Source organism: Micromonospora sp. NPDC005205 (assembly GCF_040608275.1).
Lineage (GTDB): Bacteria > Actinomycetota > Actinomycetes > Mycobacteriales > Micromonosporaceae > Micromonospora.
Map to the genome: position 1 here is coordinate 161549 of NZ_JBEXHV010000009.1, position 18621 is coordinate 180169.

20 protein-coding genes are annotated in these 18621 nt (G+C 70.1%); 11 read left to right on the forward strand and 9 right to left on the reverse strand.

The annotated features are described in order from the left end of the window. The first annotated feature begins 41 nt into the window (after window positions 1–41). The 3 genes from ABZU43_RS18470 to ABZU43_RS18480 all read left to right on the forward strand — a co-directional run bounded on the left by ABZU43_RS18470 (window position 42) and on the right by ABZU43_RS18480 (window position 2525). Window positions 42–713 (forward strand): methyltransferase domain-containing protein, encoded by a 672-nt coding sequence (locus ABZU43_RS18470; RefSeq protein WP_355007704.1) that lies wholly within the window; start codon window positions 42–44, stop codon window positions 711–713. Between the two features lie 268 nt (window positions 714–981). Continuing rightward, entirely contained in the window at window positions 982–1851 is an 870-nt protein-coding gene (locus ABZU43_RS18475) for a DUF4397 domain-containing protein (RefSeq protein ID WP_355007705.1), read from the forward strand. Then, the gene (locus tag ABZU43_RS18480) at window positions 1848–2525 is read left to right on the forward strand and encodes a class F sortase (RefSeq protein ID WP_355007706.1); all 678 of its coding nucleotides are present in this window, start codon (window positions 1848–1850) and stop codon (window positions 2523–2525) included. Before ABZU43_RS18475 ends, ABZU43_RS18480 begins: the two co-directional genes overlap by 4 nt. A gap of 107 nt (window positions 2526–2632) precedes the next feature. On the opposite strand, the gene ABZU43_RS18485 is transcribed toward ABZU43_RS18480, so the two are convergent. Further along, window positions 2633–2983, reverse strand: coding sequence for a DUF2203 domain-containing protein (locus ABZU43_RS18485; protein WP_238680104.1), 351 nt, complete (start codon window positions 2981–2983; stop codon window positions 2633–2635). Window positions 2984–3136: 153 nt separating this feature from the next. On the opposite strand from ABZU43_RS18485, the gene ABZU43_RS18490 reads away from it, so the two are divergent. Next, the gene (locus tag ABZU43_RS18490) at window positions 3137–4828 is read left to right on the forward strand and encodes a metallophosphoesterase (protein ID WP_355007707.1); all 1692 of its coding nucleotides are present in this window, start codon (window positions 3137–3139) and stop codon (window positions 4826–4828) included. Next, on the forward strand, window positions 4821–5747 hold the full coding sequence (locus tag ABZU43_RS18495) for an HAD-IA family hydrolase (RefSeq protein WP_355007708.1): 927 nt from the start codon (window positions 4821–4823) through the stop codon (window positions 5745–5747). Before ABZU43_RS18490 ends, ABZU43_RS18495 begins: the two co-directional genes overlap by 8 nt. Here ABZU43_RS18495 and ABZU43_RS18500 read toward each other — a convergent pair. The 5 genes from ABZU43_RS18500 to ABZU43_RS18520 all read right to left on the reverse strand — a co-directional run bounded on the left by ABZU43_RS18500 (window position 5705) and on the right by ABZU43_RS18520 (window position 9697). After that, complete coding sequence (locus ABZU43_RS18500; protein ID WP_355007709.1) at window positions 5705–6337, reverse strand: SLATT domain-containing protein; 633 nt, start codon at window positions 6335–6337, stop codon at window positions 5705–5707. The two genes, ABZU43_RS18495 and ABZU43_RS18500, sit on opposite strands and share 43 nt — an antisense overlap. A 197-nt stretch (window positions 6338–6534) precedes the next feature. After that, window positions 6535–7353, reverse strand: coding sequence for a pyrroline-5-carboxylate reductase (gene proC, locus ABZU43_RS18505; protein ID WP_355007710.1), 819 nt, complete (start codon window positions 7351–7353; stop codon window positions 6535–6537). A gap of 73 nt (window positions 7354–7426) precedes the next feature. Then, complete coding sequence (locus tag ABZU43_RS18510) at window positions 7427–8455, reverse strand: 6-phosphofructokinase (RefSeq protein ID WP_091408060.1); 1029 nt, start codon at window positions 8453–8455, stop codon at window positions 7427–7429. A 162-nt stretch (window positions 8456–8617) separates the two neighbouring features. Next, window positions 8618–9121, reverse strand: a complete 504-nt coding sequence (locus ABZU43_RS18515) for a pyridoxamine 5'-phosphate oxidase family protein (RefSeq protein ID WP_355007711.1) — start codon at window positions 9119–9121, stop codon at window positions 8618–8620. 78 nt (window positions 9122–9199) lie between these two features. Then, the gene (locus ABZU43_RS18520) at window positions 9200–9697 is read right to left on the reverse strand and encodes a polyadenylate-specific 3'-exoribonuclease AS (RefSeq protein WP_091407578.1); all 498 of its coding nucleotides are present in this window, start codon (window positions 9695–9697) and stop codon (window positions 9200–9202) included. Between the two features lie 268 nt (window positions 9698–9965). Here ABZU43_RS18520 and ABZU43_RS18525 point away from each other — a divergent pair, with 268 nt between their 5' ends. Beyond that, complete coding sequence (locus ABZU43_RS18525) at window positions 9966–10658, forward strand: Crp/Fnr family transcriptional regulator (protein ID WP_091407574.1); 693 nt, start codon at window positions 9966–9968, stop codon at window positions 10656–10658. A gap of 154 nt (window positions 10659–10812) precedes the next feature. Here ABZU43_RS18525 and ABZU43_RS18530 read toward each other — a convergent pair whose 3' ends face one another. Next, complete coding sequence (locus ABZU43_RS18530; RefSeq protein ID WP_355007712.1) at window positions 10813–10947, reverse strand: hypothetical protein; 135 nt, start codon at window positions 10945–10947, stop codon at window positions 10813–10815. 211 nt (window positions 10948–11158) lie between these two features. Between ABZU43_RS18530 and ABZU43_RS18535 the strand changes: the two genes are divergently transcribed. After that, window positions 11159–12379, forward strand: a complete 1221-nt coding sequence (locus ABZU43_RS18535; RefSeq protein ID WP_355007713.1) for an MFS transporter — start codon at window positions 11159–11161, stop codon at window positions 12377–12379. A 56-nt stretch (window positions 12380–12435) separates the two neighbouring features. Here the strand turns inward: ABZU43_RS18535 and ABZU43_RS18540 are convergent, their stop codons facing one another. Next, complete coding sequence (locus ABZU43_RS18540; RefSeq protein ID WP_355007714.1) at window positions 12436–12831, reverse strand: hypothetical protein; 396 nt, start codon at window positions 12829–12831, stop codon at window positions 12436–12438. Between ABZU43_RS18540 and ABZU43_RS18545 the strand changes: the two genes are divergently transcribed. Next, window positions 12830–16321, forward strand: a complete 3492-nt coding sequence (locus ABZU43_RS18545) for an adenylate/guanylate cyclase domain-containing protein (RefSeq protein ID WP_355007804.1) — start codon at window positions 12830–12832, stop codon at window positions 16319–16321. The genes ABZU43_RS18540 and ABZU43_RS18545 overlap by 2 nt on opposite strands. A 27-nt stretch (window positions 16322–16348) precedes the next feature. On the opposite strand, the gene ABZU43_RS18550 is transcribed toward ABZU43_RS18545, so the two are convergent. Further along, window positions 16349–17041, reverse strand: coding sequence for a lysophospholipid acyltransferase family protein (locus ABZU43_RS18550; RefSeq protein WP_355007715.1), 693 nt, complete (start codon window positions 17039–17041; stop codon window positions 16349–16351). 465 nt (window positions 17042–17506) lie between these two features. Between ABZU43_RS18550 and ABZU43_RS18555 the strand changes: the two genes are divergently transcribed. Genes ABZU43_RS18555 through ABZU43_RS18565 form a run of 3 tightly spaced genes read left to right on the forward strand, consistent with a single transcriptional unit; the run spans window position 17507 to window position 18528 of the window. Further along, the gene (locus ABZU43_RS18555; protein ID WP_355007716.1) at window positions 17507–17872 is read left to right on the forward strand and encodes a hypothetical protein; all 366 of its coding nucleotides are present in this window, start codon (window positions 17507–17509) and stop codon (window positions 17870–17872) included. Window positions 17873–17924: 52 nt separating this feature from the next. Continuing rightward, on the forward strand, window positions 17925–18260 hold the full coding sequence (locus ABZU43_RS18560) for a hypothetical protein (RefSeq protein ID WP_355007717.1): 336 nt from the start codon (window positions 17925–17927) through the stop codon (window positions 18258–18260). A gap of 46 nt (window positions 18261–18306) precedes the next feature. Beyond that, window positions 18307–18528 (forward strand): hypothetical protein, encoded by a 222-nt coding sequence (locus ABZU43_RS18565; RefSeq protein ID WP_355007718.1) that lies wholly within the window; start codon window positions 18307–18309, stop codon window positions 18526–18528. The last annotated feature ends 93 nt before the right edge of the window (window positions 18529–18621 follow it).

The window sequence follows — 18621 nt, forward strand, 5'->3', positions numbered from 1 at the left end:
AACGGGTTTCCCGGGTGGGCGCCGACTCGTAGCCTCGGCGAATGGGGACGACGAGCACACCGGCGTACGACGCCCACGCGGACTGGTACGAGGGCTTCATCTCCGGCGGCGGCGACTATCTGCGCCGGGTGCACGCGACGGTGGCGGACCTGCTCGGCGCGGGCGAAGGTCCCTGCCTCGACATCTGCTGCGGCACCGGCGCGCACGCTCCGGTACTGGCGGCTCTGGGTTGGACGCCTGTGGGGGTGGACCTTTCCGGCGAGCAGTTGCGGCACGCGCGAGGGCGGCTGCCGGTGGCCAGGGGTGACGCGGGCGCCCTGCCGGTCGCCGACGCGTCGCTGCCGGCCGCGATGTGCGTGCTGGCCAGCACCGACCTGCCCGACTACCCGGCCGTGCTGCGCGAGATCGCCCGGGTGCTGCGCCCCGGCGGACGGTTCGTCCACGTGGGTGTGCACCCGTGTTTCGTGGGCGCGTTCGCCGACTGGAGTCACCATCCGCGTGTCGTCGTCGACGCCCGGTACGCCGACCCCTCACACAGCTTCGACAGTTGGAACGTCACCGGCGTGCGGGTACGGGTGGGAGCCTGGCACGTCCCCCTCGCCGACCTGGTGAACGCGACAGTGGACGCCGGCCTTCGGCTGGTCCGGGTCGTCGAAGCGGGACCGGGCGGAGTCCCCGACCTGTTCGGCCTCCTCGCCGTTCGAGAGCGGTAGACGAGCACCCGCCGCAGCAACGAGAGCCTGAACCTGCGCAACTTCGGGGATGTTGCTGCCTCAAGACGACCAGGCACAGCAACATCCCCGAAGTTGCGCGGATCTTGAGGGCGCAAAGCGCGAAGGCGGCGGCGCGGAAGCGAGGGCAGGGGTTACGGCAGGGGCGAGCGACAAAAAGATCGCTGTGGCAACTTGCGTCACAGTCCTGTTCACGGGACCCTGTTCTCTGGGTTGCCGCCCGCTCACCGAACGTGCCCCCGGAGGCGACATGCACACGCTCCGTACCGTGCCCCGCCGGCTGCTGGCCGGCTCCGGCGCGCTCCTGCTCGGCACCGCCCTCGCCACCGCCGCCATTCCGGTTCCGGCGGACGCCGCGACCGGCGCGGACACCGTCGGATACGTCCGGCTCGCGCACCTGTCCCCGGACACCCCGGCGGTGGACGTCTACCTTGCCGCGCCGGGCGCGGCGAAGCCGCAGGTCTTCCCCGGGGTCGGTTACGGCGTGGTCTCCGACTACCTCGAACTCGCGCCGGGCCGGTACGCGGTGGCCATGCGCGAGGCCGGCGCGCCCGCCAGCGACCCCCCGGTGCTCACCACCGAGGTCGCGGTGACCAGCGGGGACGCCTTCACCGTGGCCGGTGTCGGGCGGCACGCCGACCTCGGCCTGCGGGTGCTCAACGACGATCTCAGCGCCCCCACCGACGGCCGCGCGAAGGTGCGGGTCGTACAGGCCTCGGTGCGGACCCCGGTGCTCGACGTGGCCGCCGCCAACGGTCCGACGATCGCCGACGGGGTGCAGTTCGCCACCACGACCGACTACCAGCAGGTCGAGCCGGGCAGTTGGCGGCTGAAGCTGACGGGCGCCGGCGGGCCGAGCACCGACGCCGAGGTACGGCTCACCGGTGGCGCTGTCTACTCGCTGCTGGTGCTCGACGCGAAACAGGGCGGGCTCACCGCCGAGCTGCGCCGCGACGCCGAGGGCGGCACCGTCGTCCCGGCCGGCGGGGTGGACACCGGCGCCGGTGGCGCCGCCGGGGCCGGGCTCGACGCGTACCCCCTGGTGGCCGGCGGTCTGGCCGCGGCGGCCGGCGCGGTGGCCCTGCTGCTCTGGCGTCGGCGGCGGCGCACCACCTGGTGAGCGCCGAGCCGGACCCGTCGATCCGGCGGCACCGTGAGCGCCGAACACCGCTGGCCGCGCTGGTCGCGGCCGGCGCGGCGGTCTGCCTGGCCGCCGGCACCGGGGTCGGGCTGGCCACCACCGGCCCGCCACCGCCGGCGGCGAGCTGGCACCCCGGCTGCGGCGACGACTGCCCGTCGGTGGCCGCCGCGCCCACGCCACACGGTCCACCCACGCGGGTACGCGTACCGCGCATCGACGTCGACTCACCGCTCACAGTGCTCGGTCTGGACCGCGCCGGCGTGCTGATTCCGCCGACCGACTTCCACACCGCTGGCTGGTACGGCGGCGGTCCGGCCCCGGGCGACACCGGTCCGGCCGTCCTCGCCGGGCATCTGGACTCCCGACGCGGCCCGGCGGTCTTCGCCCGGCTCGGCGAGCTACGACCCGGCGACCTGGTGGAGGTGTGGCGCGGCGGGCAGCGGTTGCCGTTCCGGGTGACCGGGTCGCTGCGTACCCGCAAGGACCAGTTTCCGACAGCGGTGGTCTACGGCCCGACGCCCGGGGCGGAGCTACGCCTGGTCACCTGCGGGGGCGACTTCGACCGGCGGCGGGGCCACTACGTCGACAACGTTGTGGTGTTCGCGGTGACCGATGCCCCCGACCCGGTCCTGCCGACGTCCGCGGCAGGCTGAGTCACGCAGCCTTGATCCACTCGGGTTCACGGAAGTCGGGGCGTCCGCCGCGCTCGAATAGCGCGATTTCCATGAACCCGAGTGGATCAAGCGGGTGAGGCGCACTGTCAGAGGGGGCGGCGGCCGGCAAAGCCGCACTCTGCCCGGTGGTACCAGCGCACGTCGGAGTCGCCCTCCAGCCAGCACCAGAGCACGGCGCGGCCGGCCCGCTCGCCGGGGAAGTCGAGCAGCACCGGGGCGATGCCCTTGACCTGGATGTCGTGCTGGTGCAGCTCGTCGACGACGGCGTGCAGCCGAGCTTCCAGTGCCTTGACCTCGGCCAGCCCGCCGAGCGCGCTCATGCCGTGGTCGGCCAGGTCGGCGCGCAACTCGGCCAGGTCGGCCCGGACCCGGATCAACTCGTCGACGCGCGGTTGCAGGGTGGCCACCAGGTGCCGGGCCTGGGCAAGTGTGAACACCGAGTCAGTATGCCCGTCGCATCGCTCGGTGGTGCCCCCCTGAGCACGGTTCAGGGATGTCGCGCCTCGTTCCACTCGGGTATACAGAGTGCTCCTCGTAGAGCAGCCCTACCTTCTCCGGGAATTTCGTTGGCGTCATGGAGGCTCACTGGCATGAGCGATGGTTCCCCTCTCACCAGTTCGCCGGCTCTTCGATTCCTCTTCCGCTACCGAGATCTGGTCGCCGACACGCTGCCCGAACATCGTGTGGTCCTGCAGGAGCGGGGATGGTGCTGGTGGGGCTGGTGGAAGCGGCCCAACGAACCCGGTCGGCTGGAGATATGGCAGGCGCTCGAACGAGAGACGCTTGCTGGGCAACGGGTTCTGATCGGACTGTTCCACTCGGGAACGGGCGCCGTGCATCCGGCGGTCGTCGAGCGGGTCATTGTGCCGCAGGCCGATGAGCTCGGCAGCTTCACATCCCTCAATCCGCCCAGCTCGGAGCGGGATGGCGTTCCCCCCTACTACCGATCCAGTCGGCACAGTCGGGGCTGGTTGCGCTTGGTGGCCCTGGCCGATGAGCCGATCGAGTTCTTTGGGAAGTTCTCCTTCGCCTCTGCCCCGCCGTTACCGCATCACCCCAAGAGCCAGCTGGAGCGGTTGGTGGGCAAGCGGATCCTGGACGCCGACGAGCTACGAGCGATGGACACCACCATCTGGGAAATACGGCCGTTCCAACCGGCTGACTCCAGCGAAAGATTCCTCACCGCGTCACAGCGCCAGGACGACGCGCTCTCCGCAGAGCCGATCGCCTGCCCAGGGCCGTGGCTACTGCACCTCACCGATCCGCACTACGCGACCGGACGCTTCCGACAGGAGCATCAGTGGCGTTTGGAGACCGAGGACGGGGCGACGCGGCCCACAATGGTCGACGCGATCTCCAACGCGCTTGCTCATCACCAGCGGTCCGTGGGAGCGGTCCTCGTCACCGGCGACCTCACCTATGTCGCCGCCCCTGAGGAGTTCGACGCGGCACGAGCGGGTCTCTTCAAGCTGACCAACGGTCTGCTCGGACTGGGCATGGAGCATCTCGTGGTCATTCCCGGCAATCACGACATAGCGTGGACGCGGGGTGAGGCTTACGAATATGGCGCGCCCGTCGAGGTGGCACCGGCAGAGGCCACTGCCAGCTATCGAAATTTCTTCCGCGCACTCTACGGATACCCCGCCTCTCCTCACCTCTCTATGGCTCGTCGTTTTGTCTTCCCCGGTGGCAATCTCCTCGACATCGCCGCAGTCAACTCCAGCTCACTGGAGCAGGGACAATCTTTCCTCGCCGGCATGGGCCGGGTGCAGGAGTCCGCATACCGCGAGGTGGCGAGCGCCCTCACCTGGTCGAGCCCTGGCTCAGCCCTACGAGTGCTCGCGTTGCACCATCATCTCGCGCTGACCGAGGACCTCGAATCGCCGGACGAGTATGCCACCGGCTTCGGGATCGCCATCGATGCGCCCAGGATCCAGCGCATGGGTGCGCGTGACGGTGTACACCTCGTAGTGCACGGCCACAAGCACCGTGCGTTCGTCTGGCGTGCCGAGGCGTACCACCTCCCGGAGTACAGCAACGAGCGCTGGGAGTTGGGACGCTTCAACATTGTCGGTGGCGGGAGCAGCGGCTCGAGATCGTCAGACGGGCGGCGTAACTTTTTCAACCTGATCAGGGTGGTAGGTTCCGTTGTGGAGTTGGAGATGTACCGAAGTCATCAGCAAGGCGCGTTCGAGCGCTTCATGACCTGGCGGGCACCGTTGGCCACCGGAGCGGACGGTCGACTGGAGATCGCTGCGTGGCAGGTCGTTCCGAATGGCTGACAAACGCCCGATCATAAACGCGCTCATCCTCGACATGGACAACACGTTGTACGACTGGGTGGCGTACTTCGTACCTGCGGTCCGAGCGATGGTGACCGTGGCTGCCAAGCTCCTAGGCGTGCCCGATGACGAGGTGCGTAGCGATCTCCAATTCGTGCACCGCTTACGCGGCAACACCGAACATCCCTTCGCGTTGCTCGAGACCGCGACGGTCGAGCGACATCTGCCCGCGATGAGCCAGCGGGCGCGACACGAGTACATGCTGCCAGCTTTCGCCGCCTTTAACGAAGTCCGGCGACACCATCTCCACCTCTACAGGGACGTAGAGAGCACCCTCCAGGCTGTCAAGGCCACGGGTTGTCGCATAGTGGGCCACACCGAAGCCAAGGACGTGAACATCAGCAGCCGAGCACGAGCTCTCGGATTGGAGTCGATGCTGGAAGCGGTCTACGCGCCTCGTTTCGTTGGACCGCCGCACCCGCTCGGCGTCGACCGGCGGTCGGCTCCGGCGGCGATCGAGGTTCGCGTCCTCCCGCCGACGGCACGCAAGCCCAACCCAGACATCGCACGGCGGATCGCTGAGCAACTCGACGTTCCGCCCGCCCGCTGCCTCTACGTGGGCGACAACCTGAGCAAGGACGTGGTTATGGCCAAGCGAGCGGGAATGGTGGCAGCGTGGGCGCGCTACGGCACCCACCACGACCCCGAGCTCTGGCGCGAGCTGGTGGCGCTGTCCCATTGGGATCCTGCGGCCGTCAGCGCAGCAGAGAGCACGGACGACGACTCAACACGGTTTGCGCCAGACGTCACGCTCGACGCCTTTCATGAGTTGCGGGATCACTACGCCTTCGGCCCAGCTCCAGGCTCAGGGCGATCTCAGGTTGGATCCGACTGCCTGACCGCCGGTTCGACGGAGTGAGGGAAGCCGGCGGAGGGCTGGGCCGCTGGGGCCGACCACCCGCTCCTCCGACTCAAATCACCGATGTTGCTTCGGAACTCGCTCAGCCACTCATCAGTCTCCGCTTCCACCAACTCGGCGGTGCGCATCACCAACACGCGGATCAGTTTCTCGCGCCGTTGTACCACTAAATCGACGTCGTGGTCTTCGCTCGCCGTGCGAAGCTCTGCGGTTGCCCAATCCAACCGAAACTCGGTGAGCACCCGCTGGAGTGCCTGCGCGGTGGCGATATCGCGCATCCATGCGGACGACAGCCCGAAGAAGTGGTCGAAGGCCAAGCACCCACCGGCCATAGCCAGTAGGACATACCCCCAACTGGCACCACTGCCGGCGCTGGCCGCGCTGACCAGGGGGACGACCCCTCCTGCGACTCCCAGCAGAATGGCGCAACCGCGCAACACGCGCGAGATTCTGCGGCGGACCGCCTTGTCACGTAGATACCAGGCAATCGAGTCCTCGGCCTGTGCCTCTGCCCACTCGCGCAGGCGGTGCAGGACAACGTCAGGCGACTGTTGCCCTTCGGCCGGCAGAGGGAACGGGCGGATGGTCATGTCCCGCCGTGGGATCCGATGATGTGCCCCATCTACGTTGCCATTACCGATGACCACGAATCCTCCGATGGCAGTTCATGGCGGGGCCGTGATTTAGCACAGGTTGGAGAACCGGAGGGAGACCTCTCGCCCCACAACAGCCTGCATGGTCAAGTTGCAACGGTCAAAGAACAGTCGCTTCATCGCGCCCCGATCGCTCAGTCGGCCTGTGCGGCCAACTCGCGGGCGCGGTCCCGAGCGGCCTCCAGCGCGGCGAGCAGCGCCGCGCGTACGCCGTGCTTCTCCAGCTCGCGAATCGCGGAGATGGTGGTGCCGGCCGGCGAGGTGACCGCCTCGCGCAGCTTGACCGGGTGCTCACCGGAGTCGCGCAGCATCACCGCCGACCCGATCGCGGTCTGCACGATCAACTCGTGCGCCACCTGACGGGGCAGCCCGAGCAGGATCCCCGCGTCGATCATGGCTTCGACCAGCAGGTAGAAGTAGGCCGGGCCGGAACCGGAGAGCGCGGTGACAGCGTCCTGCTGCGATTCGGGCACCCGGATCGTCTGGCCGAGCGGCTTGAACATCTCCTCGGCCAGCGTGAGGTGCGCCCCGGTGGCGTGCTCGCCGGCCGAGATCGCGGTCATCGCCTCGTCCACCAGCGCCGGGGTGTTGGTCATCACCCGCACCACCGGGGTGCCCTCGGGCAACCGGCGGCTGAAGAAGCTGGTGGGCAGACCGGCGCAGAGCGAGATGACGAGCTTGTCGGCCGGCACCTTGGGGCCGATCTCGTCGAGGAGCGCGGCGGCGTCCTGCGGCTTGACCGAGACCGCGAGCACAGCGGCCTCGTCCACCGCGGTCAGGTTGTCGACCACCCGTACGCCGTACCGGGCGGTCAACTCCTCCGCGCGAGCGGGTTGGCGGGCGGTGGCCAGCAGCCGGTCCACCGGCCATCCCGAGCGCAGCAGCCCGGAGAGCATCAGCTCACCGATCTTGCCCGCGCCGATCACCGCGACCGTGTGCACTCCGGCTGACATGTCGGCCCGTACCCCCTCGCATCGGGTCGCGGCGCGGCGGACCCGCAGGCCCGCCGCGCCGCCGACGATCTGATCAGCTGCCGAAGAAGACCTCGGCCTCGGCGTACCGCTCCAGCGGCACGGTCTTCAGCTCGCGGGTGGCCTCGGCGAGGGGCACCCGGACGATGTCGGTGCTCTGCATCGCGACCATCTTGCCCCAGTCGCCGTCGTTGACGGCGTCGATGGCCTGCAGGCCCAGGCGGGTGGCGAGCACCCGGTCGAAGGCCGTCGGGGTGCCACCGCGCTGGATGTGGCCCAGCACCACGGTGCGGGCCTCCTTGCCGGTCTTGGCCTCCAGCTGCTCGGCGAGCCACTGGCCGATGCCGCCGAGGCGGACGTGGCCGAACGAGTCGAGCTCCTGGTTGGCGAGCACCATCTGGCCGTCGAGCGGCTGGGCGCCCTCGGCGACCACGACGATCGGGGCGTACTGGTGCTGGAAACGCTTCTCGACGTAGCCGGCCACCTGGTCGACGTCGAACTGACGCTCGGGCAGCAGGATCACGTTGGCGCCACCGGCCAGGCCGGCGTGCAGGGCGATCCAGCCGGCGTGCCGGCCCATCACCTCGACGACCAGGGTGCGGTGGTGGCTCTCCGCAGTGGTGTGCAGCCGGTCGATGGCCTCCATCGCGATGTTGACCGCGGTGTCGAAGCCGAAGGTGTAGTCGGTGGCGCCGAGGTCGTTGTCGATCGTCTTCGGCACGCCGACGACGTGCACGCCCAGCTCGTAGAGCTTGGTGGCCACGCCGAGGGTGTCCTCGCCGCCGATCGCGATCAGCGCGTCCACGCCCTGGGCGGCAAGGTTGTCCTTGATCCGCTCGACGCCGTTCTCGATCTTGAACGGGTTGGTTCGGGACGAGCCGAGGATGGTGCCGCCGCGGGGCAGAATGCCGCGAACGTCGGCGATGTCCAAGGGGCGGGACAGACCCTCGAGCGGGCCCTTCCAGCCGTCCCGGAAGCCCACGAACTCGTGACCGTAAGTGGCGACGCCCTTGCGGACCACCGCCCGGATGACCGCGTTGAGACCGGGGCAGTCGCCGCCGCCGGTGAGCACGCCGATACGCATGATCCGCTCATCCTCCTGGAGCATCAGGTAAAGCCCGATATGCCCCAGGGTATGTGTCAGGTCAGACCATCGGCGCCGTTGCCGGCCCGGGGCGGGCCGTCACTGCGAACTGTAGTCGGCCCGCCGGTACGACGACAGCGCGCCCCGGGCACCCGCCCCCGGTCAGTAGGTCACCTCATGGTTCTCGCCGGCCTGCGGCGGCCGGCCGGTGACCGCGGCCCTGGCGTAGTCGAGCAGGTTCACCACGGTGCTGTTCGGCGAGTCCCAGTACTCGGCGGAGCTGGCGTGCACCTTGATCAGCGTCAGACCGGGGGTGTCCAGCCCGTCGGGGAACCACGCCTTGAGCAGCGGGTTCCACAGCCGCTCGGCCCGGGCCCGGTCGAACCCCTCGGTGGCGGTGCCGGAGATCGACACCCACACGTTGTGCTTCTGGTCGGAAAAGGCCACGTTGACCTCCGGGTTCACCCGGAGCTGGCGGACCTTGGCCGAGTCGGCGTAGGCGAAGAACCACAGCTCGCCGTCGAACTCGACCTCCTGGAGCCCCATCGGACGACTCACCTGCCGCCCGTCCAGAGCAGTCGTGGTGAGCATGCAGATCCGCGCGGCCCGGGCCAGGCCGGTGACACGGGCGCGTGCCTCCGCGGCGCTGCTCGGCTGGTGGCTCATGGCAATCTCCCTCGGCTCGGCTGGTCGAACCGTTGCCCGGGACAGAACCGGTCAAACCTCCGGCGGCGCGGCCACCACTCAACGGGCGGTCATCGCCCGCCAGCGGGCCAGATTGTGCCGGGCATCGACCAGAGCGTCGTGCCGGGCCGCATCCGCGTCCGGCAGGGGCGGCCGACCCCGGTCGTCCCAGAGCTGCCGCAGCTCCTTGGTGTAGCGGGGGATCTCCCGGGGCAGCGCCGGCATCGCGCCCCAGAGCTGGGCGAGCACCACGTGGTCGTACGCGGCGAACCAGGCCCACAGCTCCAGCTGCTCCCCCGGCCGGTCCCGGATCGGCTCCATCAGGAAGTCGTACAGGTCGTCGCGGATGCGCTCACGCGAGCGCCAGGCCCGGTCCGCCGGGGAGGGCAGCTTGTCGAGCACGTTGCGTCGAACCCAGGGCACGGCGCGGGAGTCGTCGAACTCGGTGGAGACCGCGTAGAACTCGCGGCCGTACTCGTCGACGACACCGATCGAGACGAGGTCGACGGTCGTGCCGTCCTCGATGAACTCGCAGTCGTAGAAGTAGCGGTAGACCATTCCGGGCATCCTCGCCCACCGCCGCCCGGCCGCGTCCGGCGGGGCCCGTCCGACGGTGAGCCCACCGTCGCGACACCTCGTGTACGGCACGTCGCAGGCCGTGACGGTCACGGAAGTGCTTCGAGGGGTGTACAGCAAGCGACCGGACCGTCATGATCTGATGTGTACCGCTACCGGACGCCGAATCGGTGTCAGTTCACCTTGTCGGGGCCCATCAGGTTCGCCCGGTGAGCGAATTGTGGTCCATGACCGGGGGAGGGGTTGGGCCGTGGAGGTTCGCCTGCCGGAGCCGGGTGACGCGCTCACGGGTGTCGAGATGTTCGCTGGGCTGGAGCCCGAGGTGCGGCAGCGCGTCATCGCGGCCGCCGTCCCGCGCACCTACCGCAAGGGCCAACTGCTCTTCGTGGAAAACGATCCCGGCGAGTCCCTGATCGTGCTGCGCCGCGGCGCGGTGGCGGTCTTTCGCACCGCACCCACCGGCGAGCGGGCCGTGCTGTCGGTTATCCGTCCACCGGACGTGCTCGGTGAGGTCTCCCTGCTCGACGCGTCCACCCGGTCCGCCTCGGCGGAGGCCATCGAGGACTGCGCGGCGCTCGCGCTCTCGCGGGGCGCGTTCATGGAGTTGGTGCACTCCAACCCCCGCATCCTGGACGCGGTGATGCGCTCACTGGGCGGGCTGATCCGCCGGCTCACCGAGCAGAACGCCGACCATGTCTTCCTCGACCTGCCCGGTCGGGTGGCGAAGACGCTGGTGCGGCTGGCGGGCGAGAGCCAGGCACCGATGATCACGATCGAGCTCAACCAGAGCCAACTGGCCGAGATGGCCGGTGGTTCCCGGCAGAGCGTCAACCAGGCGATCGGCTCGTTCGCCAGCCGTGGCTGGCTGCGCACCGAGGGCCGCCGGATCGTGGTGACCGACGTGGCCGCGCTGCGCCGCCGCGCCGGCATGGCCGACCGCTGACCGACCGGCACGTCGCTCGGGCATCCGATCTGGACAGGCCCTATCCGTCGCCACCCACTCTCCTACCCGTACGCACGGCTGCGCCGGCTGCCAGTGGCAGCCGGCGTCACCGTGCTCGCGGTTCAGCGGGTGGGGTTCAGCGGGTCGGGCCGATTCAGCGGGTCGCGACCGGCTGGTAGCCGGGGCCCGCCCAGAAGCCCGGTCCGGCCCAGAAGCCCGGTCCGGCCCAGAAGCCCGGTCCGGCCCAGCCGCTCGCGGTGGTGGTGGTGGTGGTCGTCGTCGTCGCCATGTCGCCCTCCTGGTCGGTGTGTGGTGCTCGTTGCGCTTGTCTTGCCGAGGACGCTACGGCGTAGAGCGGTGGGACGAAATAGGACAAATCGACATCAATCACTGGCTGAAGAGCGGTTGTTGGCCCCCACACCGCGCTGACAAGGTTGCCGCGCCCGCCCCTGTTCCAGGGCCCGTGCCGACATACCCGCAGCAGTGAGGAGCCACCGGTCATGTCATTACTCCGCGGCAATGTCGCATTTCGTCGGTACTGGTCGGCACGCCTGGTGTCGTACACCGGTGACCAACTCGCCCGGACGGCGCTGCTGATCGCCGTCTACGACCGGCACGGCGGCGGCGCGGTCGCCCTGCTGCTGCTGGCCTCGACGGTGCCCCGGCTGCTCGGACCGTTGCTCGGCGCCCTGGCCGACCGCTTCGACCAACGCCGGCTGATGATCGGTTGCGACACCGCCCAGGCGTTGACGTACGTCGCCGTCGCGCTGCTCGCGCCACCCCTGCCCGTCCTGTTGGCGCTGATCACCGCGGCTACCACGGCCGCTACCGCGTTCACTCCCGCCGGGCGCAGCCTGCTCCCCCGTCTGGTCGAACGCGAGCAGCTACCGGCGGCGAACGCGCAACTCGCGACAGGCGTCAACATCGGGCTCGCTGCCGGGCCAGCCGTCGGCGGCCTCCTGCTGGCGACCCTCGGGCTGACCGCGACGCTGCTCGTGGACGCGGCGACATTCGTTCTCTCCGCGTTGCTGATCGGCGGAGTCAGGGCGCTTTCGACGACCGGCGCGACCCGCCGGCCCGAGCCACTGCAGACGGTGCTGCGCGACGGGCTGCGGGTGGTCCGAGGGCACAGCGTCGTCCGTGCGGTCTCGGTCGGGTTCCTGGTGATGGTGATGTTCGCCGCGTTGGACAACCTCGCCATCGTCCCTCTCGGACGCGCCGAACTGGGCGCCACCGAGGTCACGATCGGTCTGCTGGGCACCGCCTACGGCGTCGGCATGGTGCTCGGTCCGATGTGCCTGGCGAGAACCGGCGTACGCATCCGGATGGACCTGGTCCTCTACGGTGCGCTGCTCGCGCTCGGCGCCGGAACGCTTGTCACCGGCATCAGCCCGGTGATCGCGCTCGCCATTGCCGGTCAGGCGGTGGCCGGCGTCGGCGCGGGCTGGCACAACGTCGCCGCCGACACCCTCATCCAGCAGAACGTGCCGGCCGAGCGGCTCGGCGTGGTGTTCGGCACCGTCTACATGTTCCCGTACGCGGCGGAGGCACTGGCCTACGCCGTCGGCGCACCGCTGTTGGCGATGGTCGGGCCACGATGGGTGCTGGTCATCTCGGGGTTGGGTGTGCTGGCCACCCTGGCGCTGATCGCTCCCCTGCTCACCCGGGCCCTCGGGCTACGCCTGCCGACGCCGGGCAGGTTCGCAGCGGCCAACGGGTGAGACCGCCCGACGGGTGCGGCCGGTGGACTCAAGGCCCGCCGACCGCACCCGGGCGATCAGTTCTCCGTGCTGTCGGCCGGCGGCGCACCCGGCCCCGGCCCGATCTTCTTCGGATCGGTCGGCTTACCAGCCGTGGACGTGCTCGACGAGGTGGTCGTGGTCTCCCCCGACCCGCCCGACTGACCCTCAGGCTCTTCCACCATGCCCTGCTCCTCCAGTTCGGCGAGAGTGACCGCATCGACGTCGACCGTGTCGCCCGGCGCCCAAAGCGTGCCACCCGGATCGGTCCACGAGGCGGACAGTCGTACCTGCACGGGACTCTCCCTGACATGAAACTTCCTGGTACGGAACACTAACCCCGACCGATCGATGCCGTTGCCCGCCCGCACGTCGGGTACCCGACTGGCCGACCGGCCGCGATACTGACCTCTTTCGCCCACGGAGCTGAACATCGACCTCAAGTGTGGACACTGCGCACGCGCGGCCGGGCCGGACGACCGCTTCTGCGGCGGGTGCGGCCAGCCGCTGGGGGTCAACTGTGCGCACTGCGGGCACGCCAACAGCACCGAGGTCAACTTCTGCACCAGCTGTGGTCAACCGCTGCGCGACCATGCCGTAGCGGTGCAGGAGGACCGGCGTCAGGTAAGCGTGCTCTTCGTCGACATCGTGGACTTCACCAGCTACGCGGAGCGGGCCGACCCGGAGCAGGCCCGCAGTCTGCAGCAGACCTACTTCGCCACGGTGCGCCGGATCGTGCACCAGTACGGCGGGGTGGTCGAGAAGTACATCGGCGACGCGGCGATGGCGCTGTTCGGCGCGCCGGTGGCCACCGACAACGACGCGTTGCGGTGCGTCCGCGCCGGCCTGGAGCTGCAACGGAACCTGGCCCGCCAGCCCGCCGGTCCGCAGCCCCCGCTGAGCTTCCGGGTCGGCATCGCGACCGGCGAGGCCCTGGTCGACCTCTCCGCCACCCGCGACGGCGGGCAGGCCTTCGTGACCGGAGACGTGGTCAACACGGCCTCCCGCCTGCAGGGGTTCGCCCCACCGGGCGGTGTCGTGGTCGACGAGAGCACCTGGTCGGCCACCCGACACGAGATGGAGTACGCGGACCAACCACCGGTCACCCTGCGCGGCCGGTCCGCGGTGAGCCGGATCTGGCTGGCCGTCCAGGTGCGACCACACCGGGATCCGCGCGGCGCCGAGCTGACCCCGATGGTGGACCGGGAGCACGAGCGAGGCCTGCTGGTCAACGCGCTGCACCGGATGGTGACCGAACGGACGTCCCAGTTGGTGACCGTGTTCGGCCCGGCCGGGGTGGGCAAGAGTCGGCTGTTGCGCGAGCTGGCCCGGCACGCCGGCAGCCTGCCCGGCCCGCCGATCACCTGGCTCGTCGGGCAGTGCCCGCCGTTCGGCGAGAACGTCACCTGGGCCGCCCTGTCCGACATCGTGAAGACCTGGGTGGGCGTGCCGGAGGTCGACGGCCCGACCGCGCTGCGCGAACGGCTACGGTCCCGGCTGGGACAGCTCGCCGACCCGCACGCGACCCGGCTGGCAGAGGCGCTCGGCCCGCTGATCGGCGTACCCGGTGAACGGCTCACCCCCGGTGAGACCGAGGCCGCCTGGCGGCGGTTCCTGATCACCCTGGCGACGACCGGCCCGACCGTGCTGGTCTTCGAGGACATGCACTGGGCGGACCAGCAGATGCTCGCCTTCGTCGAGCAGTTGGGCGCGTCAGCCCGCGGCGTACCGCTGCTGGTCGTGGCGACCGCCCGGCCGGAGCTGCGGGAACGGCACCCGGCCTGGACCGGCACGATCAGTGGCGCGATGTCCATCTCGGTGCCGCCCATGCACGACACCGACATCGACACGCTCTACTCGCTGCTCCTCGGGCAGGCGACGCTGCCGTCCAGCTCGCGTACCCCGCTGATCGAGTTTGCCGACGGCAACCCGCTCTACGCCCAGGAGTACGCCCGGATGCTGCTGGACGGCGGCCTGCTCGACGCGGTCGGTACGACCGCCCACCCCGACCTCGACGGCGGCGCGGAGATGCCCCGCACCGTGCAGGCGGTCATCGCCAACCGGCTCGACCTGCTGGACCCGGCCGACCGGGCGGTGCTCCAGGCCGCCGCCGTGGTCGGCGTGGTGTTCTGGGCCGCGCCGGTCGCGATGGCGTTGGGACGGCCGGTGGAGTGGGTGGAGCGCGCGCTGGACCGCCTGCAACGTCGCGACCTGGTGTACGAGCAGAGCACGTCGACGATGCCCGGAAAGTCCGAGTACCGGTTCCGGCACATCCTGGTACGCGACGTCTGCTACCAGCGACTGCCCAGGGCCGAACGGGTGCTGCGCCACCAACGCACCGCCGACTGGATGGCACAGCTCACCGACGACCGGCAGTACGACCTGGCCGAGGTGCTTGCCAACCATCGCTGGGCGGCCCACGAGATCGCCCGTACGGTCGGGCTGGACACCGCCCCCTACGCCCCGTCGGCGCGGGACGCGCTGCATCAGGCGGCCCGCCGCGCGTACGAGCTGCACGCGCTGGACACCGCCGCGGCGCTGGTCGGCCGGGCGCTGGCCCTGGACGTCGGGCCGGACCCGGCGCTGGAGCTGTTCGACGCCGAGCTGGCGTTCTATCGGGACGGGGACGCCTTCCTGGTGGCGGGGGGCACGGACCTCCTCTCCCGGCTCGCCGCGCGGCTCACCACGAGCGGCGACCGGACGGGGGCGGCGCGCGCCTGGACGCTGCTCGCCACCGCCGCCTGGAGTCGGGCCGACCGGTCGGCGACCCTGCACTGCCTGGACCAGGCGATCGGCATCTACGGCGACCTGCCGGACAGTCAGGAGAAGGCGGGCGCGCTGCTGGAGCTGGCCCGGGTGCACATGCTCAACGCGGAGACCGAGCCGGCGTGCACCGCGGCACGGGCGGCGGCGTCCCTCGCCGAGCGGCTCCAGCTGCGCGAGGTCCAGGCCAACGCGCGGATCACCCTGGCCGTGGCGCGCTACCTGGCCGGCTCCGCCGAGGCGTTCCCGGAGCTGGCGGAGGTGACCGAGCACTGTCGGGTGGAGCGGCTGACCAGTCGCCGCCGGGCGGTGCAGAACCTGGCCTGGGCGTTGCAGGAGGAGGGCGACCTGGCCGGCTCGGCCCGGTTGGTCGACGAGCAGCTCACCCTCGACCTGGGCGGCGAGCACAGCCTGGCCACCAGCTTCGCCGACCAGTGGGCGCGGTCGTACTACGCGGGTGACTGGACGGCGGCGCTGGCGATGGCGGCGGAGTCGACCCGGCGGCCGACAGCGGAGTGGGATCTGCACATCGTGGCGGTCTCGGGTTGGATGCGCGGTCTGGCCGGAGCCGAGATGGTCGGACCCGACGGGCCTGACGACACCGCGGGGTCGGACGCGCCGGGTGGGGATCTGGTCGAGCAGGCGCTGGTCGCGGCGCGGCGTACCGGATTCCACCGGGTGCTGCGCTCCACCCTGGCGCACGCCGCCCTCTGCCGGGCGGCGCAGGGCCGCCGTGACGAGGCGATGGCGCTGCTCACGGAGCTGGACGAGGACTGGCAACGGACCCGGATGATTCCGTTCGCGGAGTGGGTGCCGGCCGTCGGGCACGTCGCCGGGGTGCTCGGCGCGGACGCGGCCCGGCTGGTCCGACAGTTGCTCGACCGGGCGCCCCGGACGACCCCGTGGGCTCACGCGGCCGGTCAGGTCGCCGACGCCACGTTGGCCCGGCACGCCGGGGACTCATCGACGGCGGCGAACCTGCTCCGCTCGGCGGCGGCGAGCTACGCCCGGATGAGCGACGTGACCGACGAGATCATCACGCTGGCGCTGGCCATCGGCCCGCTTGCCGAGACGGACCCGCCCGCCGCCGAGGCGACCCGGGCCCGCCTGCACGACTTCGCCAGCCGCCACCACGCCCCCGCCCTGCTCCACCTGCCCTGACCGCCGACCGGGGCCGACAGCGGCGGCTCAGGCGGCCAGCGGCGTCGGGACGGGCTGCTTGAGCTTCTGGGCGTAGACGTCCACGTACTCCCGGCCGGAGAGTTCCATCAACTCGTACATGATCTCGTCGGTGACCGCGCGCTCGACGAACCGGTCGCCGGCCAGCCCGGCGTAGCGGGAGAAGTCCAGCGGCGCCCCGAACCGGATCCGCACCCTATCGATCTTGGGGATGAGCTTGCCCGGGGGCTGGATCTCGTCGGCGTTGAGCATCGCCACCGGCACCACCACCGCGCCGCTCTCCAGTGCGAGCCGGGCCACCCCGGTCTTGCCTCGGTAGAGCCGTCCGTCCGGGGAGCGGGTGCCCTCGGGGTAGATGCCGGCCACTCCCCCGGCCCGCAGCACCTGCAACTGGGTGTCCAGGGCGGCGCGCGCGGCCCGGCCGCCGGAGCGGTCCACCGGAATCGTGCCGGTGCCCACGAAGAACATCTTGGTCAGCCAGCCCTTGATTCCCTTGCCGGTGAAGTACTCGGCCTTGGCGACGAAGGTGACCTTCCGGGCGGTGATCAACGGCGTGAAGATCGAGTCGGAGAAGGAGAGGTGGTTGCTCGCCAGGATCACCGGACCGGTCGCCGGGACGTTGCGCAGGCCCTCCACCTGCGGGCGGAAGATCAGCTTGAGCAGCGGACCGAGGATGACGTACTTCAGCAGCCAGTAGAGCACCGGCGTCCCTTCCCATGGTGTGCTCGCGACAGCGCCAGCCGTCGTCGCCGACGAGCCTACGAAGCGAGCGCTCTCACCACAACGGACCAAGCTCGTAGCGGACGTATCGCCTCGACTTTCCTACCCCTTGCATGCCGCGGGCGGCTTTGAGGAACCGCGCGACGGGGCCGGCCGGGCAGCGGGCTGATGCCCGGGGCAGATTCATCTCGACCACTCAATGCGTGGCAGGCCCATGTGCCACGCATTCATTGCGCCGTAGATGTTCGCGGTCGAGCCCGGGCCAAGGCAGGGCGCTCTTCCGAGTGGGACGCCCGGACGGAACTGTTCGATCACTTGTTCCGAATGGTTCCGAACAGGCTTTCGCTTGTCCGACTGCGCCGCCTCCGCAAAAGCTGATTGCGACAGCCGCCGTCCCGCCGCGGAGGCTGTCGCAGTAATCGGCGGAGATCACAGATTGGATCTGGAATGAAGCTAAGAACTCTCGGCGCTGCCGCCACACTGACGCTCGGCTTGGCCGTACTGGCGCCCGCACCGGCACTGGCCTCGGCACATACGCCAACCGCGACGGTCAGCATGTCCGTGAATTCGGCGGCGGCGCAGGCCGCCGGCCCTGACGTCGACTGCCCGCGCATCCACACGACCGGCCAGTACGCCTACACCTGGTGCCGCGTCTACGGGGGACAGGTCCGACTGCGGGCGGACTGCAACGGCGCGCCCGACAAGTACTCCGGATGGGCGGCGCCGAAGGCCGGCAACCCGACCCAACGGCTTCAAGCCGGTCCTTGCATCTTCGGCGTCGGTGGAGCCAGCAGCATCGAATGGCGTCCGTGATGCAGTCGTTCAGCCCGCATCCCAGGCGTCAAAACATTGAAGGAGATGTTCCATGAACCGTACGCCAAAGCTAGCTGCGGCCTTGCTTCCTATCGTGGCGTCAGCCGCCATGGCGTTCGCCGGCGGCCCAGCATCAGCCGCTGAACCGATCACGGCGGCCCATGCGGACCGTGCAGGAACATCGACCACCGCGGTCTCGGAAACCCTGGCCCGATACACCGTCACCGTCCGCTGCCACGTGGTCCGCATCAAGGACACCACCGTCGTGGACGTCATTTACGGCACTGGCACCGGAACGACGTACAACAGCGCCAAACTGAACGCCGAGAAGGACGCCAACCGCAAGGTGCCGCCGGGTCACTACAAGCGCCACTGTCACCCGGTCTGACCCGGTAGCCTGGCTCCTCGGCGGTAACTCCCCCAAAGGAGGCGGTATGGTCGGGCAACCGTCCATCTGGGAACTTCGCGTCGGCATCTATGCAAGCGCAGAAGACGCCCGCGCCTTGGTGGACCAGATCGCGGCCCTGCTGTGCCCTGATGACGTCCACCCGGGCCCGTGTCCGGTGCCGTGGTCCATCGACCTGCTCAGGGATACCGATCTCCCTGCTGGCCTGCACGACGGTCTCGTGGAGCAGTACCGCGTCGAACGACAATGACACCGGGTAGAGCACCAGGACGCCGGGCAGAGCCGACTGGCGGGGGTCGGAAGGGGCTGCCGCAGTTGGGCACCTGCTCGAAGGGGCCGAGCC

What these genes read in the sequence shown, in the direction of transcription:
- ABZU43_RS18470 (WP_355007704.1), top strand. Translation starts at nt 42, where the DNA reads ATGGGGACGACGAGCACACCGGCGTACGACGCCCACGCGGACTGGTAC.
- ABZU43_RS18475 (WP_355007705.1), top strand. Translation starts at nt 982, where the DNA reads ATGCACACGCTCCGTACCGTGCCCCGCCGGCTGCTGGCCGGCTCCGGC.
- ABZU43_RS18490 (WP_355007707.1), top strand. Translation starts at nt 3,137, where the DNA reads ATGAGCGATGGTTCCCCTCTCACCAGTTCGCCGGCTCTTCGATTCCTC.
- ABZU43_RS18495 (WP_355007708.1), top strand. Translation starts at nt 4,821, where the DNA reads ATGGCTGACAAACGCCCGATCATAAACGCGCTCATCCTCGACATGGAC.
- ABZU43_RS18500 (WP_355007709.1), bottom strand. Translation starts at nt 6,337, where the DNA reads ATGACCATCCGCCCGTTCCCTCTGCCGGCCGAAGGGCAACAGTCGCCT.
- proC (WP_355007710.1), bottom strand. Translation starts at nt 7,353, where the DNA reads ATGTCAGCCGGAGTGCACACGGTCGCGGTGATCGGCGCGGGCAAGATC.
- ABZU43_RS18510 (WP_091408060.1), bottom strand. Translation starts at nt 8,455, where the DNA reads ATGCGTATCGGCGTGCTCACCGGCGGCGGCGACTGCCCCGGTCTCAAC.
- ABZU43_RS18515 (WP_355007711.1), bottom strand. Translation starts at nt 9,121, where the DNA reads ATGAGCCACCAGCCGAGCAGCGCCGCGGAGGCACGCGCCCGTGTCACC.
- ABZU43_RS18520 (WP_091407578.1), bottom strand. Translation starts at nt 9,697, where the DNA reads ATGGTCTACCGCTACTTCTACGACTGCGAGTTCATCGAGGACGGCACG.
- ABZU43_RS18530 (WP_355007712.1), bottom strand. Translation starts at nt 10,947, where the DNA reads ATGGCGACGACGACGACCACCACCACCACCACCGCGAGCGGCTGGGCC.
- ABZU43_RS18535 (WP_355007713.1), top strand. Translation starts at nt 11,159, where the DNA reads ATGTCATTACTCCGCGGCAATGTCGCATTTCGTCGGTACTGGTCGGCA.
- ABZU43_RS18540 (WP_355007714.1), bottom strand. Translation starts at nt 12,831, where the DNA reads ATGTTCAGCTCCGTGGGCGAAAGAGGTCAGTATCGCGGCCGGTCGGCC.
- ABZU43_RS18555 (WP_355007716.1), top strand. Translation starts at nt 17,507, where the DNA reads ATGAAGCTAAGAACTCTCGGCGCTGCCGCCACACTGACGCTCGGCTTG.
- ABZU43_RS18560 (WP_355007717.1), top strand. Translation starts at nt 17,925, where the DNA reads ATGAACCGTACGCCAAAGCTAGCTGCGGCCTTGCTTCCTATCGTGGCG.
- ABZU43_RS18565 (WP_355007718.1), top strand. Translation starts at nt 18,307, where the DNA reads ATGGTCGGGCAACCGTCCATCTGGGAACTTCGCGTCGGCATCTATGCA.